Raw genomic sequence first — 13056 nt, forward strand, 5'->3', positions numbered from 1 at the left:
GCATGCGTGCGCATGCCCCGCGCGGATCGCGCGGCAAACCGGTAATTCAGCGGGAAATTGCACGCGCAAGTCTCCTGAACGTAGCTTCGGTCGTCATGACGGGGCGCTTTTCAACAGCCTGCTAGGACTTGTCGTCGGTATAGCTCTCTCGCGGAGGGTAAACGCCGGCGAGGCGCGCGATCAGGATCGCGACGAACAAGCTGCCGGTGATCTGCTCCACCATGCACATGCCGCGTGCCGGGCGCGTGAGTGGCGTGATGTCGCCGAAGCCTGTGCTCGTGAGAACGGTTATGCTGAAGTAAAGCGCGTCGGCATAAACGAGCCGACCCGGCTGCCCGACGATCATGTATGACTGCGGATAAAAGAATCCGATGGTCGCGTAGATATACGCCCAGAGGTCACCGATCAACAGATACGCCGCCGCGGCGCCAAACAGCTTATCCGCCGTCATGATCTTCGGCTGGAAAACGTAGCGGAGAAGATACACAACAGTGATGAAGTAGAGTGAGGCGCTGAACATCCAGGATATAGCGAGGCTTGTCTCGTCGTCGTGCCATAGGCCGAGGTACTGGAACCACACAGCCGGAATGGCAAGTAACAGCACGATCACGAACGGCAGGGTCGTACGGCCGACTGCTGCCACGGTTGCTATTACGAGGAACATATTTACGACGTTCAGGAGAAGGCGGCCGCTGTCGCTCGGGGGGACAAACGATACTGCGCCGATGAGCGTGACCAGCACGACAAACAGCCAGAAGCAGCGCTGGTAGAAAATGCGAGACAGCGCTTCGCGCGTGGTACTGATGGCCATGGTGGTCTCTTCCCTGGTTCGCGTATGTGGCAGCGAGGCAGGCCAGGCCGCATGTGACGGGAGTATAAAGCGCCCGCGCCGACCGGTCATGGCCGCACTGCGCCTGATGACCGAGTGTGGCGAGCGTCGGGGCGCGGTCTCCGATGCAAAAGGCATAAGGCGGTAGAGTCGAGATGTGGCGCGGTAGCGGTAGGCTCGGTTTGTCTGTTGCCGCCCCTTTCGTCTGGCGGTGCCCGAATAACCTTGCCCTAACCCCGTTTCCACACCCCGCTCATCGAACCCAGCGTGCAGATCTCCCGCACTGGGCTCTCGGACAAGATTTCACGCCTTCGTACACGGCAGGTTACAACCAGGGTCCCGTCAAGCGCACGAGACCGAAGTGCCCGTAGAGGTGCGGGAGTGGATAGCCCCCGCGCCTGCTGCGCCTGACCTTGTACTTGTTGCGTAACCACCGGCGCAACCGCGTAGCGGTGTAGTTGTCGAGCGCCCGATACGCGCGTCTGTCCGTGCCTACATTGAAGTAGTTCGCCCAGCCGCGTAGAGTGCGGTTCAACTTTCCCACCCGTTCCGTGGTCCCTTGCCATACCGTCTTGAGGGCGGTCATCGCATGAATCTTCTCGACCATGCGTCGGATACTCTTCTTCGACGGGCGCATGCCCATACGGGCCTGGCCAGTCGTCGCAGAGTACAGTCGCCCAAACGTGTAACCCAGGAAGTCGAATTCGCCTTCCGGCACCTTGCAGATTCGTGTCTTCTCCTCGTTGACCGTTAGCTTCAGCTTCCCCATGATCTCGCGCAGTTTCAGCAACGCCTCTTCGGCCTTACCTTGCTTGCACAGGATCACTAGGTCATCTGCGTAGGTCACAATGCGACTCCCAAGACTGCGCTGAAGTCCGAGCTTCTTCCATGCCAGCACAAACCGGCGCATGTAAACATTTGCCAGCAGTGGTGAGATGGGAGAGCCCTGTGGGATACCTCGCCGGCTGTCCCGGGCCTCCGTCGTCCGTTTCCTCCGTCCTCGATCATCGGTTTCTTCAACGGGGCATTCCAGCCACATCTTGATCAGGTGCAGCACACGCCGATCAACGATGCGTCGCGCGAGCGACAACATCAATTCGGCGTGTGGAATACTTCCGAAGTAGTCCGCAAGGTCGGCGTCAACAACGTCCGTTTGCCCTCGGTGCAGCCGCTCCTCCACCTCGATCACCGCTTGCTGGGCGTTTCGCCCCGGGCGGTAAGCGTACTGCTCTGGTGGAAGGTCCGCTTCGAAGATCGGTTCGAGCACCAGCATCGCTGCTGTCATGCACACCCGATCCCGCAAGGTCGAGATGCCCAGTGGCCTCAGCTTGCCATTGGCCTTCGGGATAAACACTCTTCTGATAGGGTCCGGCCGGTAAGTCTCCTGCCTGAGCGCAAGCGCCAGTTCGCCGAGCCACTTCTGTACCCCATACGCTTCGACCTCCGCAAAGTCTTGCCGATCGACACCCGGTGCGCCCTTGTTAGAGCGACACTGGGCATACGCGTGCGCCAGCACGTCTTCACGATAGATCTTGTCGTACAGCGCGTAGAAGCGATACCCGGCTTCTGCCTTCGCTTTCGCGTGTAACGCCATCTGCAGCTTCTGAACACGAATCGGAGTTGATAGGTTGCCCAATCTCCACGTCCTCACTACGTATTGCGTCTGTCTTGAACTGAGGCCCCTTCCCTCCACCGGCATTACCCAGCTTCAGCGGTACTACGGGCCTCTCCGTCATCCCAAGGCGCCCGGCCTGTCCCTCGCGGGCGTCCGGTTGGTCATCCCTGCCCACGCCACGGGACTTCCGGTGTTGCGTACGCTTCCTTGTGTACATGCTGTCGCCACTACCCCGGCGCAGCGACTGGCGGCACTGCTTTGCTCATCCGTCCAGTCGTGTCAGCCTTCCCCGATAGGGTGTTCGGGTCGACCTGCGCAACGGCATTTTCGAGGCTTGCTCGGCGTTCACTCGCGTTACGGCCTGCACACTCGCGCTGTCACCAATTCGTGACACGCTTCACCAGAGGCTTCAGCCACTTCGTTGCCTCCATAGCTGCTCCGGTTGCTTCCGGCTGGAGCGATTGCCGGGCGGGGCTTGCACCCGCTGGAAAACGCCACCTTTTCACGGCGCACACCCACAACTGCCTTTCGACCCAATGCATAGGGTATGGCCGGTTTCGAGGTTGAAGGGCCATTCGCGCGGCGTCTCAGCGGCAAGTTACTGGCCGCTAGCGACATCGCGGTCTACTTCTGCCATCCGCCGCATTCCTGGCAGCGGGGCTCGAACGACAACACCAATGGGTTGCTGAAGCGGTACCTCCCGAATGGTACCTATCGGTCCGTGTCCTCGCGGTCCAGGCTTACAGCCGTGGCAAGGCCGCTCAAAGAGCGTCCCCGCGATACACTAGACTTCGACATACGGTTGAGCGATTTCATCAAACCGTTGCATCGACCGGTTGAAGCCACAATTGAGCTTTGACGATGCCACGCAGACCCAAGCATAAAGCGTGGCAACTGATGCCTTGCAGCATTACGACTTTCCCCGTTCATTTTCTGGTGGGCGCCAAAACCGCGGGCGACTATCGAAAAGGCATGGCCGTATTTGCAGTGGCTAAGGGTGGGCTGATGTACGAGGCAAGCATCGGCGGCCAGAAGTTCTCGTACAAGCCGAGATGATTTTCACCGGGTGCTAACCCCGCCAGTCGAAACTCCCAGGCGGGCGCGAAAAGACGCGCTAGTGGTCGACAACGCGAACGCGTGAAGGACTGCCACTCACTGACAAATACGCGTCGTGGACGAGCCATGAGCGCCGCCGCTGAACAGAACGGACTGGCGCTCACCCAGTTCGCAGAAAAGTACTGGCGGAGGCGCTTCGCAATTCTCCCTACTCGTGGTCGGCCGGTGGTTGAAAGTCTCGCGGCGATAAAACGCTTATTCTGGGCGATGCACGCGAGTCCCCGTGGACATTGAAGATCCCGCTAGCCAGGTTCGCGACTGGCAATTGGCTGCAAAAGCCAGCGATGCACGAGCAGCAATAAAGGCGTCGAGACCATCGAAAGCGCGACGACCAGGGTGACAAGCGACGACTGGCGTTGATCGATGACCCCCGCAGCCAACGACGCGGCCATCACCACGAACGCGAACTCGCCTCCTTGTGACAACAAAATGGCAAAGTAGGAACGTTGCGAAGCCGGCACGTCAAACCTGCTTGCGAGTAGCCACTGTGCGATCGTCTTGATGCCTACCAGAGCCACGACAAGGACCGCGACACGGACCGGCTCGCGCATCAACACGCCGAAATCGATTGACATGCCCACTGCAATGAAAAAGAGGCCGAGCAACAAGCCCTTGAAGGGGGCCATGTCGACTTCTATCTGGTGCCGGTATTCCGAATCTGCGAGGAGTACGCCCGCGACAAACGCGCCTAGCGACATCGACAGATGGACGGTCTGCATCAGCAATGCAATGCCTACAATCCAGAGCAGTGCAAACGCGGTGAAAATCTCGGGGATCTTGACGCTGGTGATCAAACGCAGCACGAAATGCAGCAGGTAGCGACCGGCAAGGGCTACCGCAGCAACCATGGTGAGCGCCTTCAAGGCAAGCAGCCAACCTGGTTCCGCTGCGGGGGCGGCGAGCTTCGGTGCAAGCAACGGCAGGAGAGCAATCAGTGGTATTGCTGCCATATCCTGGAACAGCAGAATGCCGAAGCCGGCCCGGCCCGTTGGCTTGTCCATTAACTTGCGCTCTTGCAGTTCCGACATGACCATTGCGGTGGACGACAGAGAAAGCGCGAGGCCGCCCGTCAATGCAATGCGCCACGGCAAACCCAACATCACAAAGACTCCCAGAAGCGCCGCGGCACAAACGGTCATCTGGATCGTGCCGTAGCCAAAGATCGTGCGGCGCATCGCCCAAAGCGCGTCGACCCTCATCTCGAGTCCGATCACGAACATCATCAGCACGATACCCAACTCTGAAAAATGAAGGATCGCGTCGATGTCGGTCACGAGCTGCAGCACCCATGGACCGATCATGATGCCCGCCACCAGATACCCCAGCACAGCGCCAAAGCCGAGGCGGACTGCGAGCGGCACGGCGATCAGCGCGGACGCAAGAAATATGACCAGGTCGATCAGTAACTTTGTCATGCGGGCTCCAGGCTGCTCTGCTTGATCGGATGTCGTGCCCGAGACATGGTTGCTTTTCGAAGTCCGCCGGGCGGCCTTCATTCGTACACGGCCAGAAGTGCCATTCACCGCGATCATTGATCACGCGGGCAACTTGCACGCCGGCGCCGCAGGTGCTCCCTTGCGCGAAAACTGCTACGAATGCCCAGCTGGTGGCTGGGTTGGTACGTACACGACGCCGCCGCTTCCGTACCCCTCCGTATACCATGTCGCCCCGCACTTATAGTAAGGGGCGCCGCTGACCAGGATCGGGGCGACGTTGCAAGGCGGCGGTGCTGCCGGCGGCGGGGGGGCCGGCATGGGTGCCGCTGTACTCACGGGAGGTGGAGTCGCCGCGGTTGCTACGGCCGCGGCCGTGCCGACCACCATCGCGCCCGCGACGAATCCAGCGGCAGCGTCGTTGTCCCAACTGGAGCCGCCGCAGTTGGAGCAATTTTCGACGGCTGCCTGTCGTTGTGACTGGTTCTGGCTCGCAGCGGCCTGTCGTTGTGATTGGTTCAGGCTCGCAGCGGCTTGCCGTTGTGACTGGTTCTGGCTCGCGGCGGCTTGTCGCTGTGCCTGATTGGCGCCAGATGTCTGTTGCGCCTGACTTCGTGACGCTTGTCGCTGCGCCTGATTGGCGCCCGATGTCTGTTGCGCCTGAGTCATGGCAGACTGTCGCTGCGCCTGATTTTCGCCGGCCGCTTGCCTGCGCTGACCCGCTGCTGCCTGCCCTCCTCCAGAGCCATATGCGGAGGCACCGGCTCCGCCTCCACGCCCCGATGAGAATGAGCCGCCAGCCGCGGCTCCGCCTCGTGAGAAGCCCCCGTCGCCGCCGCGATCGCCACCAGCCCGGCCGCGATCGCCACGACCCGCCGCGCTGGCGTCGAGCATGCCCCCGGCGAGACCGAGGCTAGCCAGCATCGCCGTACCGACGCTACTCCATGAGAGGGTTTTCATTTCGTGCCTCCTTTGGCCGACGACGGCTTGCGCGCGAGGGAGGGCAGCGTGGGAATATCAGCGGCGAATACGATCTTCTGCGCACCGTCGGGGATTTTCACTACGAACGTGTCGTCGGCGAGCCTCGGCGCAAAGTTCCAGTTCGACAACTGCGCCCAGTACTGGGGCTGACCTGGCGCATTCTTATAAGTCAGGACAACGCGCACCGGATAGGGCTCGTTGCCGTCCGCAATCCAGACCTGAAAATCCACAGTGTCGGTGCGTGCGGCAAGGTGATGTGTGGGAATGCCCTCGATGTTCGTCTTTTCCACATAATCGACCTGCCGCACCCGCTCTTCGAATTCCGTTGGCAGCCGACTAGTCAGCAGCATCGCTAGCGGAAAGCGTAGATGGAGATCCCGAACGAAATGGACCAGCGTGACGTCCACATTACCTGGCTGCTGTTTGGTCGCGTAAACGTCATTGGCAGAATCGACTACGATGATGTCTTTGCCATCGAAAACAGCAACTGTCTTCGTGCCGTCGCTGCGTTCGCTCTCAACGCGCAATTGGTCCGGCCGCTTTACCGTGATATTTCGCAGTTCACCGAATTCGATCTTTTGTCCGGAAGGTTGAACGGCGTCATAGCCGCTGCGTACGTCGACGCCGAACGCATTCGCATTAGCAAGGAACTCTGCCATCCTCATCAGGATCGCGTGGGCTTGCTCCTGCGATACGGTCTGCTTCTGCTGTGGTGTGGAAGCCTGTTGCGGGTAAGCTGGTTGACAGCTCACCAGCAAGAGTGGAGAGACGAGTAGAGCAGACTTGAAGCGCCGCAGCATGTGAAGTTTTGTGCCCATGAGCTACCCCTGTCGGCCGTTGTGCCTCACGGATATCCTCGCGTCGAGAATTGAATATAGTACAGTTCTGCGTCGAGAAAAGTCCCTCGCCCCTCGGCCTCCGGTGTCAGCACACCTTCACGACCGCCTCGCGCGTCACGGGCTAGCGCGACATGCAACTGCTCTTCGATCACTCCGGTCTCGTCATCTGATATGGTGAACCGGCAACAATCATCCGTAATCATTGGCGAGGAAGTTGCGCACGACGGACGGCATCGCGGCGCTTGCGTTGTGCCAATCGGATACACGGAGATGCGCTATGGAAAAGCTCACGAAAAACTGCTCGACGCTTGCTGCGTTGGCGCTCCTGCTGACTGGATATGCCGCTGCCGGCGTGCCTCATAGCGGGCGACATCTGACCCCAACCGAGTGCCGTGACCTGGGCGAGACTAAAAGCAACGCGCCTCGGACGAGGTCACAACACCGAAGCGAGCTCTCGGCTCTGAGCAAAGCGGGGTACAACCCGTCACCATGGCACGACGACCCACACTATCCAGCGGATCTACACGCAGCGCAGCGCCTGGTCGACCATTGGTTCGAACGGAGTGCAAGTAGTCTCACCCCAGGTGAGAAGCCCCAGGAGCCAATTCGGTCCGCCTCAGACTTTAGCGCGCGGCAACCGAGGGTCGCATTTCACCGCAGCGCTTGGGGGGGTGGCAGGCGTATGGACGGCTCGAAAGCTTTTCGCAGGCACAGAACGTAACGTATTGCCTTTCTCTGGTTCATTGGCGTGCTGCGGGATCGTCTGGGTGATCGCGAGGATCGCTTCTTTACCACGGTGTTCTTGGGGAGTGGCCTGCTGTTCCTGACAATGCTGTTTGCCGCTGCCGCGTTCGTCGGTGGGATTGTGGCCGCGTATACCATTGAATTTGACCGACTTCCCGGTTCGGCCACGTTCACCGTCGCGCGAGCGGTTGCCTAAAACCATGAATGTCTACGCGGTCCGCATGGCCGCTGTATTCACAATCGCCACCTGTACACTTGCTCTTCGTACCGGCTTCGTTGCGCGCTGGATTGCGTTTATTGGATATGCTGCCGCACTCGCGCTGCTCTTTGCTGGCCGCCACATAGACTGGATCGTGCTCGTCTTTCCGATCTGGATTCTCCTTCTCAGCCTACACATCCTGGTGGACAATTTCGGCGTATCGTCGAAGGTCGGCGCGATTGATTCTGACAGGAAAGGCGATGTTTGATTCACCGATCCGGCGTTGTCAGGGCCCTCATTGCGGTGGCGTTTCCGTGCTGTTCTCCAGTGCTGGTTGGTCTTCTTCCTGAAGTGGCCCGACACCCTCCGCGGCGGCCGGCGGAACAGTCTCGACCGCGGCGGGAGGCTCAATGCCCTGCACGGCGGCCGGCCGATGGCTTTCAGCCGCAACTGGTGCTTCCACGATGGGCACCGGTGCGCTGTGCCGCTCAGTGCTTAGGCCCGTGCCAACGTTTGAGGTCGTAGTGTTCGCACTCTTGAGCACGCCGTGCCCGTCGAACAGGAATACGGCGGCCGATGAACGCGTGTCGGCTCCGCCAACCAGCGCCCCGATGAACGGAATGTAGTTCTCGGGATGGGGCCTCGACGTCACGAACGTGTAGACGAGCAACGTCGTGCCGTCGTCCAGAGCAGTCTGCACTGATGCTGGTCCGAGCTTGGCTGTCACGTCCCCAAGCGTCGTCGCACCACGCCTGAAGGCCGCCATCTGTTCTGGCCTCACTTCGACCCCGGCGGACATGCAACCGGCAAGCAGTGCGCCGCTCAGCAGACCAGATATCAGTCTATGTTTCATCTTGCTCCCCCATTGACCATTGTAGGACGACGTAATGCAGTCATCACGCTGCGAAAAGGTCAAATACGCTGGGGGTTACTGTCTGCAGAAATGCTCATCGCTGCCGGTACAAGTACGTCCCTTTCCGTTTCCGGACGACGACCAGCCGCGCCGGGACAGTTGAATACGAATGGCGCAGTCACCGATACAACCGGCGCGTCGGCGCGTCCATGCAGGGCACGATCCATCTGAAGCCGCGGCTGGATCGCTTCGATCTCCTTATCCTTGACGATTTCGCGTACGTCAGCAAGGAGCAGGCAGAGACGTCGGTACTGTTCGAACTGATCCTTACTAATCGTTCTTGCCGGCACCGATTTTCTCCTTTGCGTCATCTTTCACCGCCACCGATATTCCACGTCTGTGGCTTCTGAACTGACGCTAATGGCAGGTTAGCCCGCTGCCAGTCCGTCGACTGACAGGTCCCCGCCTCAGTTTTCCGAAACCAAGCGCTTGCACAGTCACGCAAGGGCCATGCCGCCAGAGGGGCTGTGCACTCGCCTTTGACGTGAGCGTTGTCGGCCGCTCGCTGCGTTTCAATGGAGCCGGGCTCCAGCGCGGTGGAACACGGAGTTCCGGGGCCGCTATCGGACTTTGGTCCCATTGGTCTCTCTCGCTTGGCCAAGTAGGGTGAGAAATCCGTCGACGTTTGGACGGCGACATATCCGCAATATCCCCCGGGAGTTCATCATGAAATTTCTTGTGGTTGCCGCTTCGGTCGTTTTCGTTGCAGCGCTTTCAACCCCGTCCGTTTGGGCTCAAGACAATTCCGCAACCAGTGCGCCGGCCGGCTGCAGAGCATCCCGACGAAATCGTGAGGATGCACCAACAGGTGGCCGCAGCCAATCGTGTCTATAACAAGCACGTAGCCGCTGCGCAAAAAGTTTTCGATGAGAAAAAGGCAGCAGCCAAAAAAGAGCGTGATGCTGCCATAGCGGCAGCACATCACGGTGTGGGCCAATAGAACGACGACGTTCCTGGCACCTCAGTGGTTCCTTCCGCTGCGGTGCCTTCTCGTGCCTGCTGGACGACCGTGTTGGTGCCGTGCATTTTTGTCGCGTAGCCCGAGTCTTGCTCAGCGTGCATCGCTTGATTTCCGGAGAGAGGCGCGATCTGGTGGGCGTTCCTGCTCTCGGCCCTTCGAGACCGGCTAACGGCCGATTCCGGGGGCGGATTCAACCGGTCGATGCAACACAATGAACGTCGCATGAGCAGCGGGAGTGTTGCAAATGAAACAGAGGCGCCGGATCTACTACAGCGAGAGCCAGAAGGCGTTGATGTGGGCGCGCTGGCGTGCAGGCGAGTCGTTGCAGCACATCGCCCAGCTATTTGATCGCAATCATTCGTCGGTACAGGGAATTCTGGCGCAAACTGGAGGAATCCAGCCTGCGCCACGCCGACGATCGAGGCTGGCGCTGACGCTTGCCGAGCGCGAGGAGATTTCGCGAGGTCTCGTCGCGGGCGATTCGATCCAGTCAATTGCCCGGCGGCTGTCGCGGTCACCGTCCACGGTCTGTCGCGAGATCAAGCGCAACAGTGGACAGGATGGCTATCGGGCCAGCCACGCCGACCAGCTTGCATGGGATCGGTCGCTGCGCCCCAAGGTCTGCAAACTGGTCGAACATCGGAAGCTGGCCCATATCGTGGCCGGCAAGCTCCAGTTGCAGTGGTCGCCTCAGCAGATTGCTGGATGGCTCAAACGCGCCTGGCGGGGCAAAGAGGACTACCACGTGTCACACGAGACCATCTACCGCAGTCTTTTCATTCAGGCAAGGGGTGCATTGAAGAAAGAACTGCTGGAGCATCTACGGCGCACACGAGCCATGCGTCGCTCGCGCCATCACACGCAGAAAACGGACGACCACGGCAGGATCCGCGACGCGGTATCAATCAGTGATCGCCCTGCCACTGTGGAAGATCGCGCGGTGCCGGGACACTGGGAAGGCGATCTCCTGTGTGGCAGTGGCGGTAGCCAGATTGCAACGCTTGTAGAGCGTCAGACGCGCTATGTGATGCTGGTGAAGATCGCCAGCAAGGACAGCGAAACCGTGGTCAACGCGCTCATCAGACATGCTGGCAAGCTGCCGCAGGAACTGTATAAATCGCTGACCTGGGATCGGGGAACAGAGATGGCGAATCACAAGCAGTTCACCATTGCCACTGACATTGCCGTGTACTTCTGCGATCCGAAACATCCCTGGCAACGCGGCTCGAACGAAAATACCAACGGCCTGTTGAGACAGTACTTCCCGAAAGGCATCGACCTGTCGGTCTACTCACAGGCCAGACTCAATGCCGTGGCACGAAGGCTGAACGAGCGCCCAAGGAAAACGCTGGACTATGAAACACCGGCTGAACGGTTCCATCGAACTATTGCATCGACCGGTTGAATTCGCCCCAAGACCGTCGACAATCATGCGACCTATCTCAAATGGCGTGATCTCGACGATCTTGCCCGTGACGAGTGGTACCTCGACCGGATCGAGGCCATAACGGGCCGCGAGTTCTTGTGGCGGCTCTGCCGGTAGATTCACCCGAGCGCTAAGCGCAGATGAGACAGATCTGTAGGCACGCGAGTGGACAGTCCCTGATGCGACGTTTGGGGGAAAGCCGCGCCTCGCGTGTTCTGCGATTTCGCGGTTGAATGCGAGATAGGTACCGCGCCGATGTGAAAGACGGTCTGCGACAAGAAGCAGCGTCGAAGTTTTTCCCGCGCCAGCGTACGCTTTGATCTTTATGTTGCCGCCCGTGGAGACGGCGTCGACGATCGCCTGCTGCTGCGCCGTTGGTCTTATCAAACGAGCCATTGCGGGTTTAGACCTTCGCGACGTGGTCGCAGAAGCAGACCGCACGTTCTAGGCTCGTGGTTTCCATGGGGCGGAAGCAATTATGAGTTATCGCAGCGCACCGGCCATAATGCGGTTCAGTTATCTCGGAACCCGGTCTCGTGGTACGGTGAGCCCGTATCCCCGACCTATTATATAGCGCGCCAATTTTGCCCCGCCACGCCATGCAAGTCATTGCTGTTTGCCGGCAGCCTGTCGCGGGGGCCGAAAGCGCTGCGAGGAAACACCGCACGCTCGTTCGTTTCAATCGTTTTCGGAATTATGTCAAGTTGCCTTCTGTTGCCCTTTGGCGCCGTTTCTCGACACTCACGCGTGGCTCGCTATGTCGGTGGCGCAGCGCGCCGCAACAACCGCGGGTCGGTCAGCCACTCCTCGCGCGCACCGATTTCGACGTGAGCAAAATCAGTATGATGGGGATTGAATAGATAATTGAATTCAGCCGGGACGACTGCACTGGGAACGGCCAGCACCGCACTTGCGTGCGCCTGCGACCAAGTAGCCCCGATCTGCTGGAGTTCACCACGCGCGGAGATGTCCCGCCAGTCGGCGGGCAAAGTGGCTGGATCGATACGTTCAACGATTCTTTCGGGGAATCTGGCTGGGATCATCACATAGTGCGCACGCAACGGCGAATCTTGGACCAGCATCTCTAGGAGCGCCAACGATTGCGTGTGCGCCGTGTACACCATCGCGACACCTTTGGGATTCCACCGGCCACCATACAGTCGAGCACCTTCCCCAGAGAAAGCCGTATCCGCGTACCGCTCGGTGACCACCCGCCATACCGTGAGCATCACGCAAACACGCCATGCTCGATGCGCCCGAGCGTGTCCATCACGCTATCGGTACCAATGTCGGTATCCACAAGGCTGAGAGGTGTCGAACCTTCCAGCGCCGCAATCGGTGTCTTAAGCCACGCGAGCGCCGTGTCGAGATCCTCAAAAACCTCTGCAGCGCGCGCGACCACGCGCGCGAGCCGCAGCAGCTTTGCTGACTCTTCACGACTCAACACGCCTTCCCGCTTGCGTCGTGCCAGCGTTCGCTCAGGAATATCGAGCGCCTGCGCCAACTCCGCCTGCGATAGTCCGATCGATCTGAGCATCGCATCGAGCGCCTGCGATGAAATCCCATGGCGGACCACGTCTACCCATTCCAGCCCCGATCGAGGGGCGCGCGGGAAAACAGTGCGACCTCCGAGCAGTGAGTCGGCTGAGACCCTTCCGATAAGATTCATGGTTTCACCTCCTGCCATTTGGCATCTATTTTATACCAAAATGGCAGGCGCGTCTGCCGTTGTCGCCCTGCGCGCTAGGCTACGCATGCCATCGTTGCCGTGACCCATTTCTATCATGACGGACGGCATTGTCACCCGTTGAAAGGCCGTTGGAAAGCGGTACAGCACTACGCACAAGGCGCGGCCTTGCGTTGTTGCGAAACCTTCGCCAACCCCGCGTGAAGCGAAGCGCCGCGACGCATCCGGTATTTCGTTCACCTGGTTGCGGAACTGATCCGCACCAGTCACCCATCGGGTTCAAGGCGAGTGCCGGTCTTCTGGCCTCGCCCCT

At 59.8% G+C, this 13056-nt stretch carries 13 protein-coding genes and 2 pseudogenes; 5 read left to right on the forward strand and 10 right to left on the reverse strand.

Going from position 1 to position 13056, the window contains the following annotated elements; translation table 11 throughout:
- Positions 1-121: 121 nt before the first annotated feature.
- Both AB4Y34_RS38880 and ltrA read right to left on the reverse strand, forming a co-directional pair.
- On the reverse strand, positions 122-811 hold the full coding sequence (locus tag AB4Y34_RS38880; protein ID WP_368719033.1) for a potassium channel family protein: 690 nt from the start codon (positions 809-811) through the stop codon (positions 122-124).
- 343 nt (positions 812-1154) lie between these two features.
- On the reverse strand, positions 1155-2528 hold the full coding sequence (ltrA, locus tag AB4Y34_RS38885) for a group II intron reverse transcriptase/maturase (RefSeq protein WP_368719034.1): 1374 nt from the start codon (positions 2526-2528) through the stop codon (positions 1155-1157).
- Positions 2529-3051: 523 nt separating this feature from the next.
- Here ltrA and AB4Y34_RS38890 point away from each other — a divergent pair.
- Both AB4Y34_RS38890 and AB4Y34_RS38895 read left to right on the forward strand, forming a co-directional pair.
- Positions 3052-3284 (forward strand): annotated as a pseudogene (locus AB4Y34_RS38890) (IS30 family transposase); the annotation flags it as partial.
- Positions 3285-3305: 21 nt separating this feature from the next.
- Positions 3306-3500: a hypothetical protein gene (locus AB4Y34_RS38895; RefSeq protein ID WP_368719035.1), complete on the forward strand. Its 195-nt coding sequence runs from the start codon at positions 3306-3308 to the stop codon at positions 3498-3500.
- A gap of 302 nt (positions 3501-3802) precedes the next feature.
- Here the strand turns inward: AB4Y34_RS38895 and AB4Y34_RS38900 are convergent, their stop codons facing one another.
- Together AB4Y34_RS38900 and AB4Y34_RS38905 are read right to left on the reverse strand one after the other, a co-directional pair.
- Entirely contained in the window at positions 3803-4975 is a 1173-nt protein-coding gene (locus AB4Y34_RS38900; RefSeq protein ID WP_368719036.1) for a monovalent cation:proton antiporter-2 (CPA2) family protein, read from the reverse strand.
- Between the two features lie 974 nt (positions 4976-5949).
- The gene (locus tag AB4Y34_RS38905; RefSeq protein ID WP_368719037.1) at positions 5950-6792 is read right to left on the reverse strand and encodes a DUF2092 domain-containing protein; all 843 of its coding nucleotides are present in this window, start codon (positions 6790-6792) and stop codon (positions 5950-5952) included.
- A 298-nt stretch (positions 6793-7090) separates the two neighbouring features.
- Here AB4Y34_RS38905 and AB4Y34_RS38910 point away from each other — a divergent pair.
- Positions 7091-7372: pseudogene (locus AB4Y34_RS38910) on the forward strand (DUF4148 domain-containing protein); the annotation flags it as partial.
- A 57-nt stretch (positions 7373-7429) separates the two neighbouring features.
- Here the strand turns inward: AB4Y34_RS38910 and AB4Y34_RS38915 are convergent.
- Positions 7430-7759, reverse strand: a complete 330-nt coding sequence (locus AB4Y34_RS38915; protein WP_368719042.1) for a hypothetical protein — start codon at positions 7757-7759, stop codon at positions 7430-7432.
- Between the two features lie 19 nt (positions 7760-7778).
- Between AB4Y34_RS38915 and AB4Y34_RS38920 the strand changes: the two genes are divergently transcribed.
- On the forward strand, positions 7779-8024 hold the full coding sequence (locus tag AB4Y34_RS38920; protein ID WP_368719038.1) for a hypothetical protein: 246 nt from the start codon (positions 7779-7781) through the stop codon (positions 8022-8024).
- 27 nt (positions 8025-8051) lie between these two features.
- Here the strand turns inward: AB4Y34_RS38920 and AB4Y34_RS38925 are convergent, their stop codons facing one another.
- The 3 genes from AB4Y34_RS38925 to AB4Y34_RS38935 form a co-directional block, all read right to left on the reverse strand.
- On the reverse strand, positions 8052-8609 hold the full coding sequence (locus AB4Y34_RS38925; protein WP_368719039.1) for a hypothetical protein: 558 nt from the start codon (positions 8607-8609) through the stop codon (positions 8052-8054).
- 59 nt (positions 8610-8668) lie between these two features.
- Complete coding sequence (locus AB4Y34_RS38930; protein WP_368719043.1) at positions 8669-8959, reverse strand: hypothetical protein; 291 nt, start codon at positions 8957-8959, stop codon at positions 8669-8671.
- A gap of 374 nt (positions 8960-9333) precedes the next feature.
- Positions 9334-9606: a hypothetical protein gene (locus AB4Y34_RS38935; RefSeq protein ID WP_368719040.1), complete on the reverse strand. Its 273-nt coding sequence runs from the start codon at positions 9604-9606 to the stop codon at positions 9334-9336.
- Between the two features lie 268 nt (positions 9607-9874).
- Between AB4Y34_RS38935 and AB4Y34_RS38940 the strand changes: the two genes are divergently transcribed.
- Entirely contained in the window at positions 9875-11035 is a 1161-nt protein-coding gene (locus AB4Y34_RS38940; RefSeq protein ID WP_368719041.1) for an IS30 family transposase, read from the forward strand.
- Positions 11036-11811: 776 nt separating this feature from the next.
- Here the strand turns inward: AB4Y34_RS38940 and AB4Y34_RS38945 are convergent.
- Both AB4Y34_RS38945 and AB4Y34_RS38950 read right to left on the reverse strand, forming a co-directional pair.
- Positions 11812-12285, reverse strand: coding sequence for an RES family NAD+ phosphorylase (locus AB4Y34_RS38945; protein ID WP_176370157.1), 474 nt, complete (start codon positions 12283-12285; stop codon positions 11812-11814).
- Positions 12285-12725 carry an antitoxin Xre-like helix-turn-helix domain-containing protein gene (locus AB4Y34_RS38950; protein WP_152854850.1) on the reverse strand — a complete coding sequence of 147 codons (441 nt, stop codon included), beginning with the start codon at positions 12723-12725 and terminating at the stop codon, positions 12285-12287. Before AB4Y34_RS38950 ends, AB4Y34_RS38945 begins: the two co-directional genes overlap by 1 nt.
- Positions 12726-13056 lie beyond the last annotated feature (331 nt).

This window comes from Paraburkholderia sp. BR10954 (assembly GCF_040965775.1).
In the GTDB taxonomy this organism is placed as follows: domain Bacteria; phylum Pseudomonadota; class Gammaproteobacteria; order Burkholderiales; family Burkholderiaceae; genus Paraburkholderia; species Paraburkholderia youngii.

What these genes read in the sequence shown, in the direction of transcription:
- AB4Y34_RS38920 (WP_368719038.1), top strand. Translation starts at nt 7,779, where the DNA reads ATGGCCGCTGTATTCACAATCGCCACCTGTACACTTGCTCTTCGTACC.
- AB4Y34_RS38915 (WP_368719042.1), bottom strand. Translation starts at nt 7,759, where the DNA reads ATGGTTTTAGGCAACCGCTCGCGCGACGGTGAACGTGGCCGAACCGGG.
- AB4Y34_RS38905 (WP_368719037.1), bottom strand. Translation starts at nt 6,792, where the DNA reads ATGGGCACAAAACTTCACATGCTGCGGCGCTTCAAGTCTGCTCTACTC.
- AB4Y34_RS38950 (WP_152854850.1), bottom strand. Translation starts at nt 12,725, where the DNA reads ATGAATCTTATCGGAAGGGTCTCAGCCGACTCACTGCTCGGAGGTCGC.
- AB4Y34_RS38945 (WP_176370157.1), bottom strand. Translation starts at nt 12,285, where the DNA reads ATGCTCACGGTATGGCGGGTGGTCACCGAGCGGTACGCGGATACGGCT.
- ltrA (WP_368719034.1), bottom strand. Translation starts at nt 2,528, where the DNA reads ATGCCGGTGGAGGGAAGGGGCCTCAGTTCAAGACAGACGCAATACGTA.
- AB4Y34_RS38900 (WP_368719036.1), bottom strand. Translation starts at nt 4,975, where the DNA reads ATGACAAAGTTACTGATCGACCTGGTCATATTTCTTGCGTCCGCGCTG.
- AB4Y34_RS38940 (WP_368719041.1), top strand. Translation starts at nt 9,875, where the DNA reads ATGAAACAGAGGCGCCGGATCTACTACAGCGAGAGCCAGAAGGCGTTG.
- AB4Y34_RS38925 (WP_368719039.1), bottom strand. Translation starts at nt 8,609, where the DNA reads ATGAAACATAGACTGATATCTGGTCTGCTGAGCGGCGCACTGCTTGCC.
- AB4Y34_RS38880 (WP_368719033.1), bottom strand. Translation starts at nt 811, where the DNA reads ATGGCCATCAGTACCACGCGCGAAGCGCTGTCTCGCATTTTCTACCAG.
- AB4Y34_RS38895 (WP_368719035.1), top strand. Translation starts at nt 3,306, where the DNA reads ATGCCACGCAGACCCAAGCATAAAGCGTGGCAACTGATGCCTTGCAGC.